This window comes from Paenibacillus maysiensis, assembly GCF_000520815.1.
In the GTDB taxonomy this organism is placed as follows: domain Bacteria; phylum Bacillota; class Bacilli; order Paenibacillales; family Paenibacillaceae; genus Paenibacillus; species Paenibacillus maysiensis.
In genome coordinates, this window is record NZ_ASRY01000079.1 from 19,635 (window position 1) to 40,390 (window position 20,756).

Sequence of the window (20,756 nt, forward strand, 5' to 3'; positions counted from 1 at the left end):
TATGTGTATAAAGATAACTATAAAGGGGGGAGAAGCAGGTGAATATACCAGTGCAAATTGATGAGAATAGTGCGGAACCGCTGTATGCGCAGATTGAAAAGCAGCTTCGTTCACTCATCGTAACGGGACAGATTGCAGCGGGAACGCTGCTTCCCTCCATTCGCGAGTTTGCGGGGACGCTCCGCTGCAGCGTCATCACCGTCCGGCGGGTCTATCAGGATTTGGAGAACGAGGGCTTGCTTCGTACCCGACAGGGGACGGGCACCTTCGTAGCTCTGGTCGAGGACGATAAGCGCTCAGGTTATCGCCTTAAAGCAGTGACCGAGGCGTTGGAAACGGCGATTGACACAGGCATCGCTGTGCAGATGACAGAACAGGAATTGTTGGAGCTTTTCGCAGACATGGTGAAAAGAAGGTATGAAGTCCAAGTGAAGGAGTGACGCCCGTGGAAACACCGATTATTGAGATGAGCCAAGTCTATAAAACCCGAGGTAACCGGGAAATTGGACCGATTAATCTAACCATTGAACCGGGATATGTGGTCGCTTTGGCTGGACATAACGGATCAGGGAAAAGTACATTGATTCATCTGCTGACTCAGCTTATTCACCCGGATTCCGGTGAAATTCGTTGGTTCGGTCAAGCGTATCCGGACGGCATGCCGGCAGATACGCGACAATGGGTTGGGTACATGCCGGAGCAGCCGACTCGTGAGGAAGATCGATTAACGGCAGAAGCAGCAGCGGCTTTTCGAGCCTTGTGGTATCCCGGCTGGGATGAAACACGCTTTCAGCGTCTAATGGAACGATTCCAGGTCCCTCAGCATACGAAATTATCGCGTATGTCCAAGGGGGAGCGCCGTAAGTTTGAGCTGGCTGCTGCCTTGGCGCCTCACCCTCGTTTGTTGCTGCTGGATGAGCCTTCGTCGGGCTTAGACCCTTTTGCCTGGAAGATCATGCTGGAGGAGCTGCGGGATTGTATGGAGAACGGCAAAACGACGGTCATTATTGCGACTCATATCATCGACGAGATCAAGCGTTTGGCGGATTATATTGTCCTGATGCATGATGGCAGGCTGCTCGGCAAGCTGGAAAAAGACCATTTGCTCGAAAATAGCAAGGAAATGTGGTTTGAAGGCACGCCAGAGGAGGCATCGGAGCTTCCGGGTGTTGTAGAGACGGAGAGCGAAGGCGGATTGCAGCGAATTGTAACGTTAGCAGCGGGAGAAACCAGCGCTATATTGGAGCAAGCGGGCATTCGTCCCATCCGTGTGCGGCGTTTGGAGCTGGATGATATTTTACTACATTGGTCTGCGGGACAACTATCAGATGATGCAGAGACATACATGCAGAAGAGAGGGGCAGAGCAATCATGAGTATACTGCAATTGGAAGAGGTCGTGAAGCAATATGGGAACCATACGGCAGTAAACGGAATTTCGCTGAATGTGAACGCTGGGGAGATTTACGGACTGCTGGGAGGCAATGGAGCAGGCAAAACGACAACGATGCGCATGGTGCTTGGCCTGATTTACCCTGACGGGGGAAGCATTCAATATGAGGGCAAGCCCTACAGCAAGGAGCTTCAGCGGACGATGGGCTATTTGCCCGAGGAGCGCGGGTTGTACCCCAAGGTGAAGGTGAGTGAGCAAATCAACTATTTGGGTAGGCTGCGCGGAATGTCGGCCAAGGAGGCGGACAAAAGTCTGCATTACTGGCTGGAGCGCTTTGGAGTGCCGGAATATTACGATAAGCGGATTGAGGAGCTATCCAAGGGGAATCAGCAGAAAATGGGTTTTATTGCTGCCGTTGTGCAACGCCCGACGCTGCTCATTTTGGATGAGGCCTTCAGCGGGCTTGATCCGGTGAACGTCGAGCTGCTTAAGGAGACAGTAAAGGAGCTGCGTGACGATGGAGCTGCGATTTTATTCTCGACCCACCGCATGGAGCATGTGGAGGAACTGTGCCGCCATATTACGATTTTGCATCGTTCAAATACAGTTGTGCAGGGAAGTGTGCAGGAGATTAAGGGCCGTTACCCACGCGAAAAAGTTCGTCTCATCACTACAGGTGAAGTGAACGGACTGGAACAGCTGCCCGGCGTGCGCCGTGTAGAGCCTATGGATCGCGGCTGGATGCTGCATATTGAGCAGCCGGATGCGGCAAAGTTGATTTTACAAACGGCGTTGGGGCAAACGGATGTGGAGCATTTTGAGATTAAGGAACCTACGCTGAACGAGATTTTCATAAGAGAGGTGGGTGATTCCCATGAATAGACTGGGGACGGTGATCGGCTTTACGTTTCGTCAGAAGGCGAGAACCAAATCTTTTATCATTACGACGCTGGTACTGGCCTTGCTTATTACTCTTGGCATGAATCTGCCGTATTTGATTTCTTTGTTTAAGGGAGAAGGGGCAGGTGGTGCAGGAGGCTCCGGGAAATCCGCAGCCGAGCAACATCGACTGGCACTGATTGCCGGGAATCGAACAGAGATTGCGGATCAACTGGAGAGATTCACCAAAGAGCAGTCCAACCCAGCAGCCAGTTGGGTACGTTATGACAACGTACAAACGCCGGCAATGCAGCAAGCATTAAAAGACGGGGAGCTGCAAGGCTATGTGGAGTTTGCGCGGCCTACCGCAACGGGAGATACTTTTCCCAAGGTAGAGTACGTATCTGTTGAAAAAGAGCCGTCCCCGGCTGTCATCACATTACTGCAAACGGGGCTTCAGGAGGCAAAGGTTCAAGCCATTATGGGCGGCAATGCATTGACCAGCGATCAAATTCGTGAAATTAGCACACCTGTAATGGTGGATAGCAGGGAAGTAGACAGTCCGTCTGAGGCAGGGGGAGCTGTGGGGACAAAGGAAAAAGCGACCTCTATGATTAACTATGGTTTGGTCTATGTACTGATGATTTTGTTTTTCACCTCGTCGATGATGACGGGTAATATGATTGCCTCAGAAGTGACTTCGGAAAAAAGCTCACGTATCATGGAGATTCTCATCACAAGCGTTTCACCGTTGACCCAGATGTTCGGAAAAATTATCGGCATCTTCCTGGTCGGCCTGCTGCAAATTGCTGCTTTTGCCGCTGTAGTGTGTGCCAATCTTATGCTGCCGCATAACAACGTTATCCTCAGCTCGGCTGGGCTGGATCTGTCGCAGTTAAATACCACAGTGCTTGGATATGGCCTGGTTTTCTACATCCTCGGTTACTTCCTGTACGCGGTATTGTTCGCCGCTGTCGGCTCTATTGTTAGCCGTACGGAAGAGTTGGGTCAGGCGATTATGCCGATTACTGTACTGTCACTAGCAGCCTTTTATATCGGCATCTTCAACATCGCCGCACCTGACACGATGTTCGTCAAGGTCGCCGGTTACATTCCGTTCTTTTCCCCGACGGTCATGTTGTTACGAATCGGGCTGGAACGGGCGAGCCTAATGGAAATTTGGCTTTCACTTGCTATTCTGTTCGCCTCCATTCTGTTGTTCGGTTGGCTGGCCGCCAAGATCTACCGTACTGGCGTCTTAATGTACGGCAAACGTCCTTCGTTCAAAGAGCTAAGAAAGGCTATGAAGGCCTACAAGATTTAGTTTTTAAAATTTTTGTGATTTTGTGTGGTGTCCGAATAAATGAACGTAGAGATATGACGAACCAAAACAATCAAAATATGCTTATGTTGTTACTGCGGTACTACTGATTGTGTTTGGGATGCCGTGAGTATAACAGGTAATTTCTTCGAATGGGTGGGTTCAATTGCGAACCTACCTTTTTTCATTGAACACAGTTATGGTTCTTTCTGTAAACAAAATCACTAATCTATCCGATACATACATAAACCTGGGTGAAGTCCTCGACGATCCTCGACGATCCCTCCTACACACTGGTTCAAGATCGCGCCTATGGTAAAATCGAGCGTTTGGATCGTTGTGGTGGTTTTTGAGGATGGGCACGGTCATGACATCCGCGTGGTGACGAATCTCATGCACATCACAGCTGAAGAAATAGCTTTGATGTATAAAGCTCGTTGGCAGATTGAACTGTTTTTTCGCTGGATCAAGCAACATTTGAACATTCCAACGCTGTTTGGAACCACCGAAAATGCGGTGTATGGACCGTTGTTCTCAGCGCTTATCGTATCGTACTGTTAAAAACGATATATGATCGCGTAGGCCTTCGTGTTCCCAAGCATGAAGCACTGGAGTTTGTTCGTTTTGCGCGCCTGCTCTTGCTAAATAAGCTTTCTGCTCATTGGAGATATCTTCTATGTACCTTGAATATGAAGATATCTTTCATTCCTAAATTCCAATAATTAGTTAATCAACAGGCCTGGTATCCGACGTATGTTATGGCGTATCCAACAGGAGGAACAGAAGGAAAAGCCGAATCCTGCCGAGATCAGAGCGATTGAAGATGCCATCACCAAAGTTCAGATGAATGTTGCGGCGCTCATTCGGGAGAACGGCAAGCTCATCGACATGAAGAAGCAGAAAAGCGACGGATCGTTAGACCAGTTGATGGAGATTCTGGATCGAGCCAGAAAAACAGGTTGTAAAGATAAAGACAGGAGCAGACAGAGCATTCGCTTTGTTTCGCTCCTTTTTACTACCGCTGAAGCTGTGTCATTCAGAAATAAATGAAAAAAATGTTTTACCACGATCATGGTAAACGAGCAGTGAAAAGGATAAAGAGGGTTGTAATTGCCTTCCATAAGGTCGTATGATGTTACAAAAAACAGGAGGCATGTACATGAAAGAAACGAAGGGCAAGAAATGGGTAGGCTATGTGCGCATCTCCTCAACAGTCAGATGGAGAATACATCAATCCGTGAACAGGTAAGACATATTGAAGCCTTTTGCGTGAGTCAGGGCTTGGCAACTGGCAGCGATCTTCAAGGATGAAGGCATCAACTGGATACGGTCGTTTCTGGACGTGGAAAAAGCAAGGGGCTGCGTAGCCACGTTCATTGAACGCAAGACAGACCACGAAAATGTTCGGGCTGGAAAACGGCTCACGAATCCTTTTCAGAGGAACTGTCGCAATTGGCTTGACAATCCGTCATAAACATCTAAACATCTAACCATGTCAGCATCACAGCTCATGAACATGGGGGACACTTCATCCCTTGGGAGATTCCGGACAAGTGGGTCAAAGATCTGCGCCGAACTTTCCATAGCATGCCGTATCGCTGACCCAGCGGGTTCAATTCTGAATGGCTACAGAGAGTTTGAAATGCACAGGAGCCTCCAGCTTCTATAGAAGCAGTAAAGCCGCCCAATCCAGTTGGGCGGCTTTACTCTACAACAAATTTATATGTTACTGTCCGTTCGAGCTCCAGCTTCTTTTCTTGAGCAGATAGATTGCAGCTACCAGGATGAACCACACCGGTGTCACAAATAGCGCCACTCTCGTATCCTCGGCCAATGCCAGGATAACCAGAACGAAGACGAGAAAAGCCAGCACAATATAGTTGGACAGTGGGTACAGCGGCAGCTTGAATGTGTTGCGGCTGGCCAGCTCCGGCCGTGTGCGACGATATCTCAGATGGCTGATGATGGTGATTCCCCAGACAAAGATAAAGCAAACGGTCGACACACTCGTAATCAGGGTAAATACCCCCTCGGGCATCACATAGTTCAGGATAATCGCGATCAGAATGACGATACTGGAGAACAGCAACGCATTGGACGGAACCTTCCTGCTGTTCAGCCGGCCCAACGAACTGGGAGCGTTGCTATCCTTGGCCATGGAGAACACCATCCGACTTGTACTAAAAATAGCACTATTGCAGGCTGAAGCCGCAGAGGTCAGCACAACAAAGTTGACAATCCCTCCTGCTGCGGCAATACCAATGGCTGTAAATACCTGTACAAACGGACTTTCACCCGGTACAATCTCGTTCCACGGATAAATACTCATGATGATCAGCAGTGCGCCGACATAGAAGAGCAGGATACGGATTGGGATATTATTGATAGCCTTCGGAATGACCTTCTCGGGGTCCTTGGTTTCCCCTGCCGTCAGTCCAACAAGCTCCATACCTACGAAGGCGAAAACCACCATTTGAAAAGAAAGCAGAAAACCATGAACCCCATTCGGGAACATTCCGCCATGATTCCAGAGATTGGTGAAGGTCGAAGGTCCCTTGGTGGTGGAGAAGCCTTTGACAATCATAAATAATCCGACGACAATCAGAGCCAGAATCGCCAATACCTTAATCAGGGCAAACCAAAATTCCATCTCCCCGAACAGCTTAACCGTTGCCAGGTTCATAAGGAGCAGAATCACAAGGGCGATTAACCCCGGCATCCACTGAGGAACCTGCGGGAGCCAATATTGAGTATACAGCCCGACTGCCGTCAGATCCGCCATCGCAATCGAAATCCAACAGAACCAGTAGGTCCAACCCGTAATAAAAGCGGCCATATTCCCCAGATAATCTCTTACAAAATCAACAAACGAATGATACTCCAAATTACTGAGCAACAGCTCTCCCAATGCACGCATTAGCAGGAACAGAACCATACCTGTAATGATGTAGGCGATCAGGATAGACGGACCTGCCAGATGGATCGACTTTCCTGCCCCGAGGAACAAGCCAGTACCAATCGCACCTCCGATGGCCATCAGCTGTACATGCCTGTTTTTTAACCCCCGTGTTAACTTTTCTCCCTGCATGGTATCTCACCGCTCTCTTTCTGTAAATATTCTCTATGGACTGAAAATTTTTATACCTTTCATATTATAATAATTTGACCAGAATACCTATGCTTAAATTGAAATTTTTTAGTTCATACAAAAAAGCCCGCCTTTCATGGTTGGACGGGCTTCATAAAAAATTCTATTGTTTTCTGCCAAGAATCTGATTGACCATAAGAATTCCCTTTTAATGTACCACCGCAAGTGAAAACGCCTAAATCCATTTTTACGTTCAATGTTTCACTTAAAGGTACAACATACGGTATTGGTATAGAGTGACCTAAATCTTTATACGCTAAAAAATTGTAGGCATATTTATAATTGTGTTTTGTCAAAGTGTCCATCACTTCAACACATGCATCATAAGTATTCCATACATTATCTTCCATACCTGCAATTAATAATATATCTGCATTTGCATTCTCTATTTTTATTCGAGCATCTTCTTTATTTTTTGCTGCTTCTACACTCTTTTTATATGTAGTAGTAAGTCCAAAAGGTGTATTCTTTTCTAAGCAACTACGTTGATGCTCATAAAAAATGTCATTATCAACGGGTATAAATGGCAGTGATTTTCCTTCATATGACCATGATGAAACATTTTTGCCACTCATAAGGCCATCTAGCGCTTGGAAACAATATGCATGAGGTGCTGAAACTGCTACCTTAGAAATGACATTGTATTTTGAAGCCAGAAGTAACGCCAATTCTCCACCTTTAGATGTACCATGTAAGTATATTTCACATGCATGTGTTAATGGATTTTTTTGAAGCCAGGAAAATACCGTTTCAAAATATTCAAGAGGAATTTCCTCAAGCTTTTTCGGTAGTCCTTCTTCATTAAAGTATCCAACGGTTAAGACATTAAACCCTCTAGATGCCAATGGTCCTGACAGAAGAGAAAGACCACTTCGTTCACCATCAGCTCCACCCAATACGACAATCGTTTTATTATTTGAGTGTTCAGAGTAAAATAACTCTCCCATAAATTCATCAGTAATCTGTTGTCTTTTCACCTCAGGTAACTTGAACATACGCTCTAGTCTTACACATTCTCGGTGTTGTCCGCATTCACATACTATATCAATAAATACACTAGGATCTATTGATATATTAAGAGCGATATTCCCTCCCTCACTACTAATCTTTTGTAAAGATACAATAAGCCCCATACTATCTATATAGTCGTAAGTTCCAGAATCAGGTTTGTGCTTTGATAAATCAACATTACCGTTTGAATCTGCAGTAAACCAAGCGAATGATTCATATTTTTCACGTATTGCCCACGGAAAATGCATGGATGCAGTTATTTTAAGCTTTTCTCCTGGCGTTAACTCTGTGACGTAAATATTAATTTTTTCGTCAATAAGCGCAACTCTTGGTTCTGTTTGTAACTTCATATCCCAAAACCTCCCTATATTTCAATCTTCACCATTTAAAAAATGCTTTCGTCGTAAAACAAAACTATCCAAAGCTCGACTTTGTGCCTCTTGAAACCCTTCTAAATCTTCAAATTTATAATTTACATCCTCTTCAAAACCAACCTGTTTTTTGACGTCGATACCATATATTTTTTTTAATAAACTCCATAATGTTTCTAATTCTTCCGTTGTGAAATCCTTGAAAATATCTGCCATCAGGCGTACTGCTTTCTCACCACATTCTAGCATCACCTTTTTTCCTGATTCTGTAATTGTGATGTTAATAGCACGTTTATCGCGTGTGCTTGGTGTCGTAACAAGGTATCCTTTATTCTCCAGATTGACTATCAGCTTTTTTGCACTTTGTTTGCTGGTTTCTAACTTTCTCGCAATATTAATAAGTGTTGTTTCATCCTCTGGTAAATGGGCTATTGCAAGCATGATCATGTACTGTCGTGATGTTAATTTCTCAAAATAGTTATCGCCTTGTATTTGCAGCTTATTAGTAACGGTAAAAAAAGTAGCGTAAGTCTGCTGCATTAAATATAACTCTCTAAGCGCCTTATAATACTCCATAGGGACATCCTCTCTTTCTTATTGTCAACATGGTGACTATTTCTACGATAACAGGCACAATTATTATTGTCAACATGGTGACTATAATATTTGTTACCACCTCGCATTCCAGAGCGAATTCAATTCTTTTGAGTCAATTTGACCTTTATTTGGAGTTAGGCAGGTGCTTACAAGAGGATAAATTAATCAGCGAAAAGATCCTCAGATCATTTACGAATCGGCGCGGCAAGGTCTATACTGTAGTATAAAAAAGGAAGTTATGTATGTTCAGAACGTTGAATCGGAGACTAAATGCAGCTATGCCGCTGATCACGCCCATCAGCATTCTAATCGGCGTCCTGATCGGTACGCCGTTGTCGGAATACACCGGATTCTCTCCCTGGCTGTTTGCATTTATGACCTTTGCGGGCAGTATCAGCATGGGTTTCAAAGATTTTGTCCATGTGATAAAGCATCCCGGCCCGCTGATTGCCTGCCTGTTTATTCTTCACTTGGCTATGCCGCTGCTCGCGATGATGCTCGGACACTTGGCTTTCGCCGCCGATCCTTATACGGTTACCGGGCTTATTCTTGGTGCGGCCATCCCTACAGGCATTTCCAGCTTCGTGTGGGTCAACATCTACAAAGGGAATACGGCGTTGACGCTAGCCATCATTCTGATCGATACGATTTTGGCCCCATTCGCCGTGCCCGGCATTATGTCCCTGCTGGTCGGAGCGGATGTGCAGCTTGATACTTGGGCAATGATGCAGAGCCTGTTCTGGATGATTGTCGTTCCTTCGTTAATCGGCATGGTATTGAACGAATGGACCAAAGGGAAGATCAAGCAGGTATGGGGACCTCGGCTGGGCCCGTTCTCCAAGCTGGCTATGGCTCTGGTCGTGATGATTAACGGATCTGTAATCGCGCCCTATCTGGTCGATTTTAATCTAAAACTCGTCGGGGTATGCCTGTCGATCATCGGTCTTGCCTCCACTGGATATGTGATCGGTTACCTGATTTCCATGCTGATGAAGTGGAACGATGCCGACCGTACGGCGCTTGTCTTTAACGGCGGCATGCGCAATATCAGCGCAGGAGCCGTGCTTGCTATCACCTACTTCCCAGCTCCGGTAGCGCTGCCTGTGGTGCTCGGAATGATTTTCCAACAATCCACCGCGTCTCTGGTCGGATTTCTGTTGAGCCGCCATGACCGAGGCAAGGCCAAGGAGCGGCGAATCGCCGCCTAGACCTACTCAATGGGAAAGTATTTTTGATATTTGGACAATAGGATCATTTTTGAGTTTGATCTTGCCGCTCCTTCATATTCACAACGGCTTGCCGAAGCTTTAATAAATTTTTCTCCTGCCAGAAGAAAGATATCCGAGCTCTTCCCGGTATTTGGCCACTGTTCTGCGTGACAGCTCCAGCCCTTCCTTTGCCAGCAGTTCTGTGATTGCCTGATCCGAAAACGGTTTTTGCTTCTCTTCGTCGTCGATGATCTGCTTAATACGCATTTTTGCGCTCTCCGATGAAGTGGCATCTCCGTCTTTCGACACTAGGGCGGAGGTGAAAAAATATTTGAGCTCGAACATTCCACGGGGCGTCTGCATGTATTTATTACTGACCGCCCGGCTGATCGTAGACTCATGCAAGCCGGTTATTTCAGCAATCTCCTTTTGGGTCATCGGTTTGAGATAATGAATGCCGTGCTCGAAAAATTCCCGTTGTCTATCAACAATGGCTTGGGCTACACGCATCAGGGTCAGGCGGCGCTGCTCAAGGCTATGAATAAGCCATAATACCGTATTCATCTTCTCACGAAGAAACTGCTTCTCTTCCCCCATTGCCTGTTCCCGGAGCATACGCTGGTAAAAAGGATTAATCTCGACGCGTGGGACTGTGATATCATTAATTGTCACAAGGTAGTCGTTCTTGGATTTTTCTACCGAGATATCTGCTATATGATACTGGTGTTCATATTGGGCAAATGCCGCTCCCGGACAAGGATTCAACTTGCGTATCTGGTCGGTAAATTGCTGTACCTCGCGAATGTTGATACCCAGAGCATTCGCAATTTTTTGTATGCGGTTACATGAGAGATTGACCATGTGATGTCGCACGATCTCTTCCAGGTAAACATCAACATGACCGGCATATCGCAGTTGCAAAAGAAGACATTCCTCCAGGCTGCGGGCGGCGATTCCTGCCGGTTCAAAGCCTTGGATCAGGGCGAGTATATTTTCAACCTCTTCGGTGGGGACGTCAAGTATTTCGGCAACTGTATTTACCTCCAGCTCGAGGTAGCCTTTCTCATTTAAATTCCCAATAAGAAACATTGCAATCATCTGCTGTAGCTTTGATAGCCCGCGGACCAGCCCAAGTTGTGCTTTGAGATGTCCAAATAAATTATCTGCAGGGTTAGAGACAAAATCCAAAAGATCTACCGGATTATCGCTTTTTCGTGGTGAATATTCTTCCTCTTTACTTATTCTTTCGATGGACATGTCGATCTCTGTCAAATCAATAATCGGATTTTCATTCGCTTGCTCATGAAGATAGGACATTAGATCGACTGAAGAATATTGAAGGATCGTGATGGCTTGTCGTAATTCAGGAGTCATAGCCAGCCTGAATGCTTGCTCTTGCTGTAATCCGTATCGTATCATTTTATCTCATCTCCTTGCGGGGCAACAACTTATTTGTTAAGTTTATACAATTATACTGCAACCTTTGATCTTAGAAAATAAGTGAATTGAGTGGGTTGAGTATGAATTTTGGATAGATCTAATGAAGGGTATCACATTACTGATTATCTTGTCAGTTGCTTTTTTTGTAGAGGATTACTTCTTTTTTTATATACTAATTAAATGAGAACTCGTCAGGCTGGGGGAATACTGTGAAACGAATTGATGAGATTTTAGAGTATATTGCCAAAGGCACAAAGAAACTGTCGGTAGAGGCTTTGCTGGATGGCGATGGAATTACGGCTGCGGAAATAGCCGATCGTCAGAATATGCTAAGAAATAATGTAAGCAAGGAGCTTAATAGCCTACTTCGTGCTGACTTGATTATTAAAATCAAGGGAAGACCCGTCAAGTTTTTGCACAAGCAGGTAATCGAGGAGATTTTTACGGTTCAGCTTAAAGAGAGACAAATCCAAGTAAACAGCATTAATGAAATATTGCTGTCTGGAGAGCAAGTCGATCCGTTTCACGCCTTAATCGGTTTCATGGGCAGTATGAGAAATCAGGTTGAGCAGGGAAAAGCGGCAATATTATACCCGCCGAAGGGCCTGCATACGCTGATTGTGGGGCAGACTGGCGTAGGAAAAACGATGTTTGCCAGATTAATGTATAATTATGGAAAATATATGAAGCGGTTTTCGGAGCAAGCACCATTTATCGTATTTAACTGCGCCGATTATTACAATAACCCTCAACTGCTACTTTCCCATATTTTTGGACATGTGAAAGGGGCGTTTACCGGGGCAGATCGGGAAAAAGAGGGACTGGTCGAGAAAGCTGATGGAGGCATCCTGTTTTTGGATGAGGTTCATCGGCTGCCTCCAGAAGGCCAAGAGATGATTTTTTATTTTATGGACACGAACAGTTACAACAAATTGGGCGAGTCGGAGCGTAAGCGGGATGCGAATGTGCTGCTCATCGGCGCTACGACAGAAGATCCTAGTTCTTCCATGCTCAAAACCTTTATCAGACGGATACCGATTACAATTAACATTCCTTCCCTGCAAGAACGAGCAGTTGAGGAGCGGTTTTTGATCCTAAAGCATCTCTTCGCAAACGAGGCCCATCGTGTTAACAAGCCCATTCGGGTCGAATTGGAAACTGTAAAAGCACTGATCGGCAGTGTGACCTATGGCAATATCGGCCAGTTAAAATCGAACATTCAGCTTGTGTGTGCCAAAGGATTTTTGAACAGCATACATGAAAATAAGGAAGAAATTGAACTTGATTTTAAAATTTTGCCTGGAAATATCAAGGAAGGCCTATTTAATATGGGGAAAAACCGTAAGGAGATTGCCGAAATGGAAATGGTCAACTCCTCGCTGTATATTACTCCTGAGGGAAGCAAAGGAATGAATGAAGCTGATGCTTCTGAACTGCCGTTTAATCTGTACAAATTGATTGAAGACAAAATAGGTATGCTGAAGGAAGAAGGACTCGACGACAGCTTTATCAATAAGTTTATTACTACAGATGTCAATATTCATATCAAAAGCTTCTATAACCGATTTTATAACATCAAAGGGGGACGGGAACGAATCCTTAAAATCGTGGGCAGAAATATCCTGGAGTTCGCTGAACAGGTGCAGGAGATGGCTCAAAAAGAACTGAACAGAAAGTACAGTGACAGGTTTGTTTATGCCTTCAGCCTTCATTTGAGTGCCTTTTTAAAGCGAATCCGAGAGAAGAAATACATCAGCAAACAAATCTATGATCCGATTAATGATCAGGATGAAGAATACAGACTGGCACTGATTATCAAGGATTTGATCGAGTCCAAGTTCGAAGTCAGTGTACCCGATGCCGAGACTACCTATGTGGCGATTCTCCTGAAATCGGTGGAGGAGGAGCATCAAGGAAATGTGGGGATCATCGTAGCTGCACATGGCAACAGTACGGCGAGCAGTATCGTCGGCGTCGTCGATAGCCTGCTGGGAAGCTCGAATATTTGTGCAGTAGATATGCCTTTGGATGTTAGTCCCAGGGAAATTTTAGAGGTTATTATTGATAAAGTAAAGGACATTGACAATGGCAGAGGCGTATTGCTGCTAGTTGATATGGGCTCCCTGCTCAACCTTGAAGGAACCATTATGGAACGTGTCGGGATCAAGGTGAAGACCATTGATATGGTATCAACTCCCCTTACGTTGGAGGCCGTGCGGAAGGCCAGTATTTTTGATATGAATATAGAGGAAATTTACCAATCCCTAAAGGATTTTCGTGGATATAACAATGGAAATGCCGAAGTAAAAGCGGAGAAGGTTAGTAATAAGGTGATCGTGACGGTTTGTTCTTCCGGCAAAGGCGCCGCAGTCAAGCTGAAGGAGTTTGTGGAGAAGGTCGTTTACGACTTAACAGAAGAGAAAATCGTCGTTGTACCGGCAAAAGTCAGGGAATTGGATAAAACGGTGAAAGATTTACGGGCCAAGCATACGATTCTTGCGGTGATTGGAGTTAAGCGGCCAAGCGAGCTGAATGTACCGTTTATTCCTTTGGAAAAACTGATCGAGGCAAGCGGTGAGCATGCATTAAGAGAACTGTTGCTGAACAATCAACTGCCTGTTATGCATGCTAACGAAAGCGTAGTTGTTAGAGAGCTATGTGAGAATACGCTAAAGGAGTTTATGACTTATTTGAATCCCTACAAAATTTTGGGGATCTTGATGAAATTTATCGAACAGCTGGAACAGGAATTGGAAGTCGATTTTCATTATGCAAAGAAAGTTCAACTTGCCGTTCATACGGCTCATGCCATGGAACGAATGGTCATTGGAGAAGGGTTAGTATATCAGGGGGATGTACCCTTGCTTGATCAACGAATTCTCGATGCGGTGAACCGTTCCTGCAATATATTTGCTTCCAGTATGAACGTGAAGCTGACCAATGATGAAAAATATTATATTTGTGAAATCTTAAGCGAAGTATATAACTGCATCCCCGAGTAATGGCGTAAGTGTATAAAACGCTTTCAGATGTGTATCAATAATGCGGATGTTGAAAATAAGCAGGTAGCGAGGAAAGACCAAATCCCCGGAACAGCCGAGGGATTTGGTCTTTTCTTTGATGATTGAACAAATCATACAGAATGTTGGCACGAGACTTGCATATAAGTATAGGCGAAGGATGTAAGGAGGGGGTGAAACAAATGATAGGTGTTATTGTTGGCACACATGGGAAACTTTCCAAAGAGATCCTAAGATCCACGGAAATGATTTTCGGACATCTGGAAAATGTGGTGGGCGTGACGTTTGAGCCTGGTGAAAGCGTTAACGGACTTGTTGAGAAGTACAAAGCGGCATTGGAAACGATTGATTGGACGGATGGACTTATCTTTCTCGTCGATTTGTTTGGTGGCAGCCCCTATAATGCGGCCAGCAGGATTGTGGCCGGCTATGAAAAAATGGACATTGTAACAGGGGTAAACCTGCCAATGATCGTAGACCTGCTGACAAATAGAGGGCTGGAGGAAGTGGAGAATCTGAGTGATCTGGCCATCCGTGCGGGTCAGGATTCGATGAAGTCTTTTCGTGTCATCCGGGACATACAAACAGAGGAGGAATTATAGGTATGGAAATTTCATTTGTTCGTATTGACGATCGTCTGATCCATGGTCAGGTGGCTACTGTGTGGGTGAAAGAAACGAAGTGTAACAAAATCATCGCGGTCAGCGATGAGGTCGCTGCGGATACGCTGCGCAAAACCTTATTATTACAGGTGGCGCCGCCGGGAATTAAGGCTTATGTCGTCACGATTGCAAAAGCAATTGAAGCTTACAATAACCCTAAATATAACGATTTTAAGACCTTATTCCTGTTTACCAATCCGACTGATGTACTGCGGGTTGTAGAAGGTGGGGTACCGTTTACATCGGTAAATGTAGGTGGGATGTGCTTTAAAGAAGGCAAAACACAGATTACCGGAGCGGTATCCGTAGATAAGCAGGATGTAGAGGCATTTCATAAACTGCACGAAAAGGGGATTGAACTGGAAATTAGAAAAGTGGCCAGTGATCCTAAAATCAATTTGATTAACAAGCTCCAAAATGTCCAGTTTTAACAACAGGTTGGCATAAGAGAGGGGGTCAAACATGAGTGTTTTTGAAATCGTAATGGTAACCCTGGTTGCAGCCATTTGCGGAATGGGCAGCGTTTTGGATGAAGGACAGACTCATCGGCCTCTGGTTGCGTGTACACTGATCGGTCTGGTCCTAGGCGATCTCAAAACGGGTATTATTCTAGGCGGTACGCTGGAATTGATGGCATTGGGCTGGATGAATGTCGGGGCGTCAATGGCTCCGGATTCCGCTTTGGCCAGTGTAATCTCAACCATATTGGTTATTGTTGGACATCAGTCGATCGGAGCCGGAATTGCTGTTGCGATTCCGATTGCAGCTGCTGGGCAAGTGTTGACGATTTTTGTTAGAACGATTACCGTGTTCTTTCAGCACTTGGCAGATAAATATGCCGAATCTTCAAATTTCAGAGGAATTGAACTATGCCACTTTATCGCCCTCCTTCTTCAGGGATTGCGCGTCGCTTTGCCTGCCGTTTTGGTGGCTATTGCAGCAGAAACCGGTCTGGTTACGGCTTTGCTTGATTCGATCCCGGAGGTCATTACAAAAGGGCTGCAAATAGCAGGAGGATTCATCGTCGTTGTAGGGTATGCCATGGTTATCAACATGATGGCAGCCAAATACCTGATGCCTTTCTTTTTCTTGGGCTTTGTCATTGCGGCATTTACGAGCATCAATCTGGTTGGCTTTGGGGTCATAGGAGCGGTTCTGGCTTTGCTGTATATCCAGCTCAGTCCTAAATATAGTCAGCGAAAAGATCAAACAGGTGAAATTGAAGAGCTCTAAAGAATACCTAATGAAAGAGTGGGGTACTATGGAAGAAAAAAAATTAACAAAAAGCGATCTAAACAAAATGTTTTTCCGTTCATGGTTCCTGTTGGGCTCGTTTAACTTTGAGCGTATGCAGTCGATTGGTTTTTGTGTCACCTTGATTCCGGCAATCAAGCGGCTATACAGCAAGAAGGAAGACCAAAAAGAAGCATTAAAGCGGCATCTGGAGTTTTTCAATACTCAACCGTTTATCTCAGCACCGATTATGGGCGTAACGGCGGCTATGGAGGAGCAGAAAGCGAATGGCCAGCCTATTGACAATGCTACCATAAGTGGAGTGAAAGTCGGCTTGATGGGGCCTTTAGCCGGAGTAGGGGACCCTATTTACTGGGGAACGTTACGCCCGGTTCTGGCTGCGTTGGGAGCTTCCATTGCTTTGTCCGGAAGCATCATCGGGCCTGTCCTTTTCTTCTTGCTCTTTAACGTTCTTCGCCTGGCAACCAAGTGGTACGGGCTGAAATACGGCTACCAAAAAGGGACGGAGATTGTGTCCGACATGTCCGGAAACCGGTTGCAAAAGCTTACGGAATCGGCCTCCATCCTAGGACTCTTTGTCATGGGCGCACTCGTATCCAAATGGACTACTCTGAATGTGCCACTAGAAGTATCCAGATATACCCGTTCGGATGGAGTAGAGGTGGTTACGACAGTACAGATGATTCTGGATCAATTGATACCTGGTCTGTTACCTCTCTTGCTGACTTTTTTGTGCATGAGACTGCTCAAAAAGAAAGTGAATGCTATAGCTCTGATTTTTGCTTTATTCGCAATAGGAATTATTGGATACGCTCTGGGTGTATTGGCTTAAGCCCATTTTTAAGGTGATCCGGTCAAGTAGCTATCCTTGACCGGAAATCTGCTTTTTGAATATGTAAGCGCTTTATTTTTATTCCTCTGTAGTATCTCACCTTCGCCATTACCTGTTCCTAATTATGCTTTTCGAGTGCAAAGCAACCTGAGTTTGGGAGCCGACATATCGAATAGACCTAAAAAGTGAGTCGGTGAACACCGTATTCATCGGCAAGCTGGAATTCGCCTATTATAGTTTCCACCAGTACTTTGGACTAAGCACGGAGCATGGAGAGTCATATTGATCAGAGACGTGAGTTATTCACTTCGCTTGGGGGCCCGGATAAATGAGGAAGACGGCGGCATTTTGCCAGTCTTCCTTATTTATATTATGAAAAGATGGAGTTCACCGACTAATTGTCGAATTACCTTAGAATTTGATGTATTATGGATTAAACAAGTTTTCAGGAACCAGGGAGGGTCATAGTTTGTCTACACCGAGAAGAGCCGAACATCGTCAAAGTAAAAAGCTAAGTCTCATATCGTTGCTTACGGGCTTGGTGACGCTGGTGGTTCTGCTAACCTCAAGCATTCTTCTGGTTGGTTCTTATGAGTCCCAAAAGAAATCATTGATGGAGACGACGCTCCATCTGAATTACTCCAACGCTGATCGCATTTCCAAGACGATGGATTCTTTATTTCGATCCATGCGCGGCAGCTTGGAATACAGTGCCGATAAACTTTCCGATGTTGATGCCATGACTTCGAAGCAAGTGGACGATTATTTAGATCTGATGCGCAAGAGCAGCAATTTCTTCAATTCCATCGCAGTGGTCGAAGCCAACGGGCTGATCCGCAATGTAGCGCCGGCTAGAGTGGGAATGGCAGGTCGGCGTATCACGTCTAAGGCCAGTCTGGAAGCTTTGGCACTCCAAAAACCGTATATTTCTTCCCCATACATGACTTCAAACACTAAGAGACTAATCGTATTTATGAGTCAACCGATTTTCAGCAGCGCCGGTAAATATCTCGGTATTTTGAGCGGCACGCTTTATCTTCAGGAGAACAATATCCTGTCTGATATTTTTGGCAACGGTAATGTGGACGATTCCGGTTCTTATTATTATATTGTGGATTCCAACGGACGCCTGCTGTATCACCCGGACAAACAGCTCCTCGGAAAGGATATCAGCAGCAACAAGGTAGTGCAGAAGTTGATGAAGGGGGAAAGCGGGAAACAGCAAGTTCGCAACATCAGTGGCGTCGAGATGCTTGCCGGATACTCGAGTGTCCCGGCCAACGGATGGGGAATTGTGGTCGTTTCGCCGATTGGTCTAATCCATGATCAACTGATGGACCACATTCGGACAATTCTGTGGTATTCGTTGTTTCCGTTCATCATATTGCTGATGGGCGTCATACTCGTAGCATTCAGGTTGGCCCGGCCTTTTGTCTATCTGGCAAATCTGGTGAGCAAGATGGGCAAGGAAAAGATTGTAATGCCGGAAGCGAAGCCGCATTGGAGCCAGGAGGCCGATTTGCTCACCAAGGCCGTATTGCTTGCCGTGTTGAATATTCAGAAGCAGACGGATCAATTGACCCAGGAAGCTGTGACGGATGTTCTGACCGGATTAATGAACCGAAGATCGCTTGAATATACCATGAGTCAATGGATGGCCTCTGGTCTGCCGTTTTCGCTCATTATGCTGGATGTAGACAAATTTAAATTCGTAAACGACACCTACGGCCATCTCATCGGTGACGAAGTGCTGAAGCATGTTGCCGAAGTTATAGTTACCTCGCTTCACCCGGATGATGTCTGCTATCGCTACGGCGGCGAAGAGTTCGTCATTCTGCTGAACCGACCTGAGGAAGCCTTCAACGTAGCGGAAAGAGTACGTCAGGCTTTGGAACAAAGCAGGGCTCCCATTCGGACACGAGTTACGGCCTCTCTGGGCATCGCCCATTATCCTTTGCATGCGTCAGAGCGGGAGGAACTGATAGAGAAGGCGGATCAGGCATTGTACCTGGCGAAGAGCAGAGGAAGAAACAGAACGATAGTCTCTGAGGGTTAAAGAAGTAATTTATGGGCGACCGGGTTTGTTTGAGGAGCTTGAACTGTTTGGAGCAATATGAGTTCCCGGTCATAACATCCTGGCAAGGAGCAAAAGAACGAATCGACTCCATTTTAGGAGTTCTGAAATAAATAATAGATATATTCGTAAAACAGCTGGCCCCTTGGAGCTGGCTGTTTTGCTAGAAATGATAGTGCCTATGATTGAAATAAAATGGTATAATTGATATACATTTTCCATGAGGAGGGCTACGTGTATGACCATAACTATGGGTCAGATTGTGAAGCATCTGACAAAGGGAATAAGTACACCCAATGCGACCGTAGTCTTCTTAACCCAGGGCATATAGATACTGAGATACAAGGAATTGTAACCGCTTTCTGTGCTTCGCAGTATGTGATAGAACAAGCTATTTCTCTAGGCGCAAATTTTATCATAACGCATGAAGGCATTTTTTATAGCCATCGGGGGATGCAGGATTGTTTACTACATGATTCCGTTTTTTTGCAAAAATCCCGTCTGATCGCCGATTCAGGTATAGGCATTTATCGTTTTCATGACACCATACATCGTAATCAACCGGATAGAGTATGATTGGGCTTCTTCAGGCACTTGACTGGCACACCTACGTTGTGAAACAGCAGCCGACGGCCGCCATTTTGACGATTCCGGCTATGGAAGTTAAGGAGGTCGCTGAATATATCAAAGTCAAACTACATATTCGTTATGTACGGGTGGCTGGCGAGGTTTCCATGCCATGTGAACGAGTGGGAATCTCAGCAGGATACAGGGGAGGTGGTGAACTAGCCATTCCATTATTTCTAAATGAAAATGTGGATTTAGTCGTTGCCGGTGAGGGCCCAGAATGGGAAGCGCCAGAATATGTGAAAGACGCTGTCTATCAAGGCAAAAGTAAAGCACTTATCATGCTCGGACATGCGGAAAGTGAAGCGCCTGGTATGAAATATCTCGCCGATGTACTTTCCGTCGAATTTCCGATGCTCCCCGTACACTTTGTTGAAGATCGACCAGTGTTTCAAATATTGTAATCGAGAACACGTCTATTGTGATGATCATCCCCCACTGTTGTTATATCCGTTCATCCATTTTATGAAATGGAGGCAAGATGATGGGAAGTAGAGTGATTATGCCGCTCAACACAGACTGGAAATTAAAGTCCTTTGATCCACATATGCTATATGGTGGCAATCAAGCTTATTTGCCCATGAATCCTTGGTTTGATGTCGCTAATCACGGTTATGTGATCGGCCAATTTGTTTGGAGTGGAATTGACTATCTGGGAGAAACAAGCTATCCCTCCAAAGGGTGGTCCTCGGGCCTGATCGATACTTGCGGGTTCCGCAAACCTGTTCCTATCTCCAACAAAGTTTATGGTCAGATCAGCCTGTTGTGCACATAGCCGTATTTCACGAACATATGAAGCCGGAATACAATCCGTCATGGACGATGCACTGGAAATCCCCGGCCATGGAAGATCATTGGACATTTCCTGAATACGGCGGAAAATTGATACGGCCTAAACCCTGAAGACTTCTCGAACCAGT

The 20,756-nt window shown here is 45.5% G+C and carries 18 protein-coding genes and 1 pseudogene; 15 read left to right on the top strand and 4 right to left on the bottom strand.

Translation table 11 applies throughout. The features are described from left to right. The first annotated feature begins 38 nt into the window (after positions 1-38). The 6 genes from L696_RS0105400 to L696_RS0105425 all read left to right on the top strand — a co-directional run bounded on the left by L696_RS0105400 (position 39) and on the right by L696_RS0105425 (position 4,642). A complete protein-coding gene (locus L696_RS0105400; protein WP_025682738.1) occupies positions 39-440 on the top strand; it encodes a GntR family transcriptional regulator in 402 nt (133 codons plus the stop codon). Between the two features lie 26 nt (positions 441-466). Then, positions 467-1,375 carry an ATP-binding cassette domain-containing protein gene (locus L696_RS0105405; RefSeq protein WP_049827284.1) on the top strand — a complete coding sequence of 303 codons (909 nt, stop codon included), beginning with the start codon at positions 467-469 and terminating at the stop codon, positions 1,373-1,375. Continuing rightward, complete coding sequence (locus tag L696_RS0105410) at positions 1,372-2,274, top strand: ABC transporter ATP-binding protein (protein WP_025682740.1); 903 nt, start codon at positions 1,372-1,374, stop codon at positions 2,272-2,274. Before L696_RS0105405 ends, L696_RS0105410 begins: the two co-directional genes overlap by 4 nt. After that, positions 2,267-3,595 (top strand): ABC transporter permease, encoded by a 1,329-nt coding sequence (locus L696_RS0105415; RefSeq protein ID WP_025682741.1) that lies wholly within the window; start codon positions 2,267-2,269, stop codon positions 3,593-3,595. The genes L696_RS0105410 and L696_RS0105415 overlap by 8 nt, the downstream gene beginning before the upstream one ends. Before the next feature lie 309 nt (positions 3,596-3,904). Beyond that, positions 3,905-4,153 carry a transposase gene (locus L696_RS32630; RefSeq protein ID WP_025682742.1) on the top strand — a complete coding sequence of 83 codons (249 nt, stop codon included), beginning with the start codon at positions 3,905-3,907 and terminating at the stop codon, positions 4,151-4,153. Between the two features lie 192 nt (positions 4,154-4,345). Continuing rightward, complete coding sequence (locus L696_RS0105425; protein WP_025682743.1) at positions 4,346-4,642, top strand: hypothetical protein; 297 nt, start codon at positions 4,346-4,348, stop codon at positions 4,640-4,642. Positions 4,643-5,318: 676 nt separating this feature from the next. On the opposite strand, the gene L696_RS0105430 is transcribed toward L696_RS0105425, so the two are convergent. The 3 genes from L696_RS0105430 to L696_RS0105440 form a co-directional block, all read right to left on the bottom strand. Further along, positions 5,319-6,680, bottom strand: a complete 1,362-nt coding sequence (locus L696_RS0105430) for an amino acid permease (RefSeq protein ID WP_025682744.1) — start codon at positions 6,678-6,680, stop codon at positions 5,319-5,321. 134 nt (positions 6,681-6,814) lie between these two features. Continuing rightward, positions 6,815-8,101: an acyl-CoA thioesterase/bile acid-CoA:amino acid N-acyltransferase family protein gene (locus L696_RS0105435; protein WP_025682745.1), complete on the bottom strand. Its 1,287-nt coding sequence runs from the start codon at positions 8,099-8,101 to the stop codon at positions 6,815-6,817. Between the two features lie 21 nt (positions 8,102-8,122). After that, positions 8,123-8,698, bottom strand: a complete 576-nt coding sequence (locus L696_RS0105440; protein ID WP_025682746.1) for a MarR family winged helix-turn-helix transcriptional regulator — start codon at positions 8,696-8,698, stop codon at positions 8,123-8,125. Between the two features lie 263 nt (positions 8,699-8,961). Here L696_RS0105440 and L696_RS0105445 point away from each other — a divergent pair, with 263 nt between their 5' ends. Next, positions 8,962-9,927, top strand: a complete 966-nt coding sequence (locus L696_RS0105445; protein WP_025682747.1) for a bile acid:sodium symporter family protein — start codon at positions 8,962-8,964, stop codon at positions 9,925-9,927. A gap of 99 nt (positions 9,928-10,026) precedes the next feature. Here L696_RS0105445 and rpoN read toward each other — a convergent pair whose 3' ends face one another. Then, a complete protein-coding gene (gene rpoN, locus L696_RS0105450) occupies positions 10,027-11,346 on the bottom strand; it encodes an RNA polymerase factor sigma-54 (RefSeq protein WP_025682748.1) in 1,320 nt (439 codons plus the stop codon). Between the two features lie 230 nt (positions 11,347-11,576). On the opposite strand from rpoN, the gene L696_RS0105455 reads away from it, so the two are divergent. From L696_RS0105455 to L696_RS31790, 8 genes and pseudogenes are all read left to right on the top strand, one after another. After that, on the top strand, positions 11,577-14,369 hold the full coding sequence (locus L696_RS0105455; protein WP_025682749.1) for a sigma-54-dependent transcriptional regulator: 2,793 nt from the start codon (positions 11,577-11,579) through the stop codon (positions 14,367-14,369). A 200-nt stretch (positions 14,370-14,569) separates the two neighbouring features. Further along, positions 14,570-14,989, top strand: coding sequence for a PTS sugar transporter subunit IIA (locus L696_RS0105460; protein WP_025682750.1), 420 nt, complete (start codon positions 14,570-14,572; stop codon positions 14,987-14,989). Between the two features lie 2 nt (positions 14,990-14,991). After that, positions 14,992-15,480, top strand: a complete 489-nt coding sequence (locus tag L696_RS0105465) for a mannose/fructose/sorbose PTS transporter subunit IIB (protein ID WP_025682751.1) — start codon at positions 14,992-14,994, stop codon at positions 15,478-15,480. A gap of 31 nt (positions 15,481-15,511) precedes the next feature. Then, a complete protein-coding gene (locus tag L696_RS0105470) occupies positions 15,512-16,282 on the top strand; it encodes a PTS mannose/fructose/sorbose transporter subunit IIC (RefSeq protein ID WP_025682752.1) in 771 nt (256 codons plus the stop codon). A 10-nt stretch (positions 16,283-16,292) separates the two neighbouring features. Then, positions 16,293-17,135 carry a PTS mannose transporter subunit IID gene (manZ, locus tag L696_RS0105475; RefSeq protein ID WP_280740119.1) on the top strand — a complete coding sequence of 281 codons (843 nt, stop codon included), beginning with the start codon at positions 16,293-16,295 and terminating at the stop codon, positions 17,133-17,135. 469 nt (positions 17,136-17,604) lie between these two features. Continuing rightward, positions 17,605-19,191, top strand: coding sequence for a sensor domain-containing diguanylate cyclase (locus L696_RS0105480; protein ID WP_025682754.1), 1,587 nt, complete (start codon positions 17,605-17,607; stop codon positions 19,189-19,191). A 256-nt stretch (positions 19,192-19,447) separates the two neighbouring features. Next, positions 19,448-20,240 (top strand): annotated as a pseudogene (locus L696_RS0105485) (Nif3-like dinuclear metal center hexameric protein). A gap of 80 nt (positions 20,241-20,320) precedes the next feature. Then, complete coding sequence (locus L696_RS31790) at positions 20,321-20,611, top strand: hypothetical protein (protein WP_025682755.1); 291 nt, start codon at positions 20,321-20,323, stop codon at positions 20,609-20,611. Positions 20,612-20,756: the final 145 nt, after the last annotated feature.

Excerpts from the sequence above, each read along its gene's own strand:
- L696_RS0105405 (WP_049827284.1), top strand. The coding sequence starts at position 467 with ATGAGCCAAGTCTATAAAACCCGAGGTAACCGGGAAATTGGACCGATT.
- L696_RS0105410 (WP_025682740.1), top strand. The coding sequence starts at position 1,372 with ATGAGTATACTGCAATTGGAAGAGGTCGTGAAGCAATATGGGAACCAT.
- L696_RS0105415 (WP_025682741.1), top strand. The coding sequence starts at position 2,267 with ATGAATAGACTGGGGACGGTGATCGGCTTTACGTTTCGTCAGAAGGCG.
- L696_RS32630 (WP_025682742.1), top strand. The coding sequence starts at position 3,905 with ATGGTAAAATCGAGCGTTTGGATCGTTGTGGTGGTTTTTGAGGATGGG.
- L696_RS0105425 (WP_025682743.1), top strand. The coding sequence starts at position 4,346 with ATGTTATGGCGTATCCAACAGGAGGAACAGAAGGAAAAGCCGAATCCT.
- L696_RS0105430 (WP_025682744.1), bottom strand. The coding sequence starts at position 6,680 with ATGCAGGGAGAAAAGTTAACACGGGGGTTAAAAAACAGGCATGTACAG.
- L696_RS0105435 (WP_025682745.1), bottom strand. The coding sequence starts at position 8,101 with ATGAAGTTACAAACAGAACCAAGAGTTGCGCTTATTGACGAAAAAATT.
- L696_RS0105440 (WP_025682746.1), bottom strand. The coding sequence starts at position 8,698 with ATGGAGTATTATAAGGCGCTTAGAGAGTTATATTTAATGCAGCAGACT.
- L696_RS0105445 (WP_025682747.1), top strand. The coding sequence starts at position 8,962 with ATGTTCAGAACGTTGAATCGGAGACTAAATGCAGCTATGCCGCTGATC.
- rpoN (WP_025682748.1), bottom strand. The coding sequence starts at position 11,346 with ATGATACGATACGGATTACAGCAAGAGCAAGCATTCAGGCTGGCTATG.
- L696_RS0105460 (WP_025682750.1), top strand. The coding sequence starts at position 14,570 with ATGATAGGTGTTATTGTTGGCACACATGGGAAACTTTCCAAAGAGATC.
- L696_RS0105465 (WP_025682751.1), top strand. The coding sequence starts at position 14,992 with ATGGAAATTTCATTTGTTCGTATTGACGATCGTCTGATCCATGGTCAG.
- L696_RS0105470 (WP_025682752.1), top strand. The coding sequence starts at position 15,512 with ATGAGTGTTTTTGAAATCGTAATGGTAACCCTGGTTGCAGCCATTTGC.
- manZ (WP_280740119.1), top strand. The coding sequence starts at position 16,293 with ATGAAAGAGTGGGGTACTATGGAAGAAAAAAAATTAACAAAAAGCGAT.
- L696_RS31790 (WP_025682755.1), top strand. The coding sequence starts at position 20,321 with ATGGGAAGTAGAGTGATTATGCCGCTCAACACAGACTGGAAATTAAAG.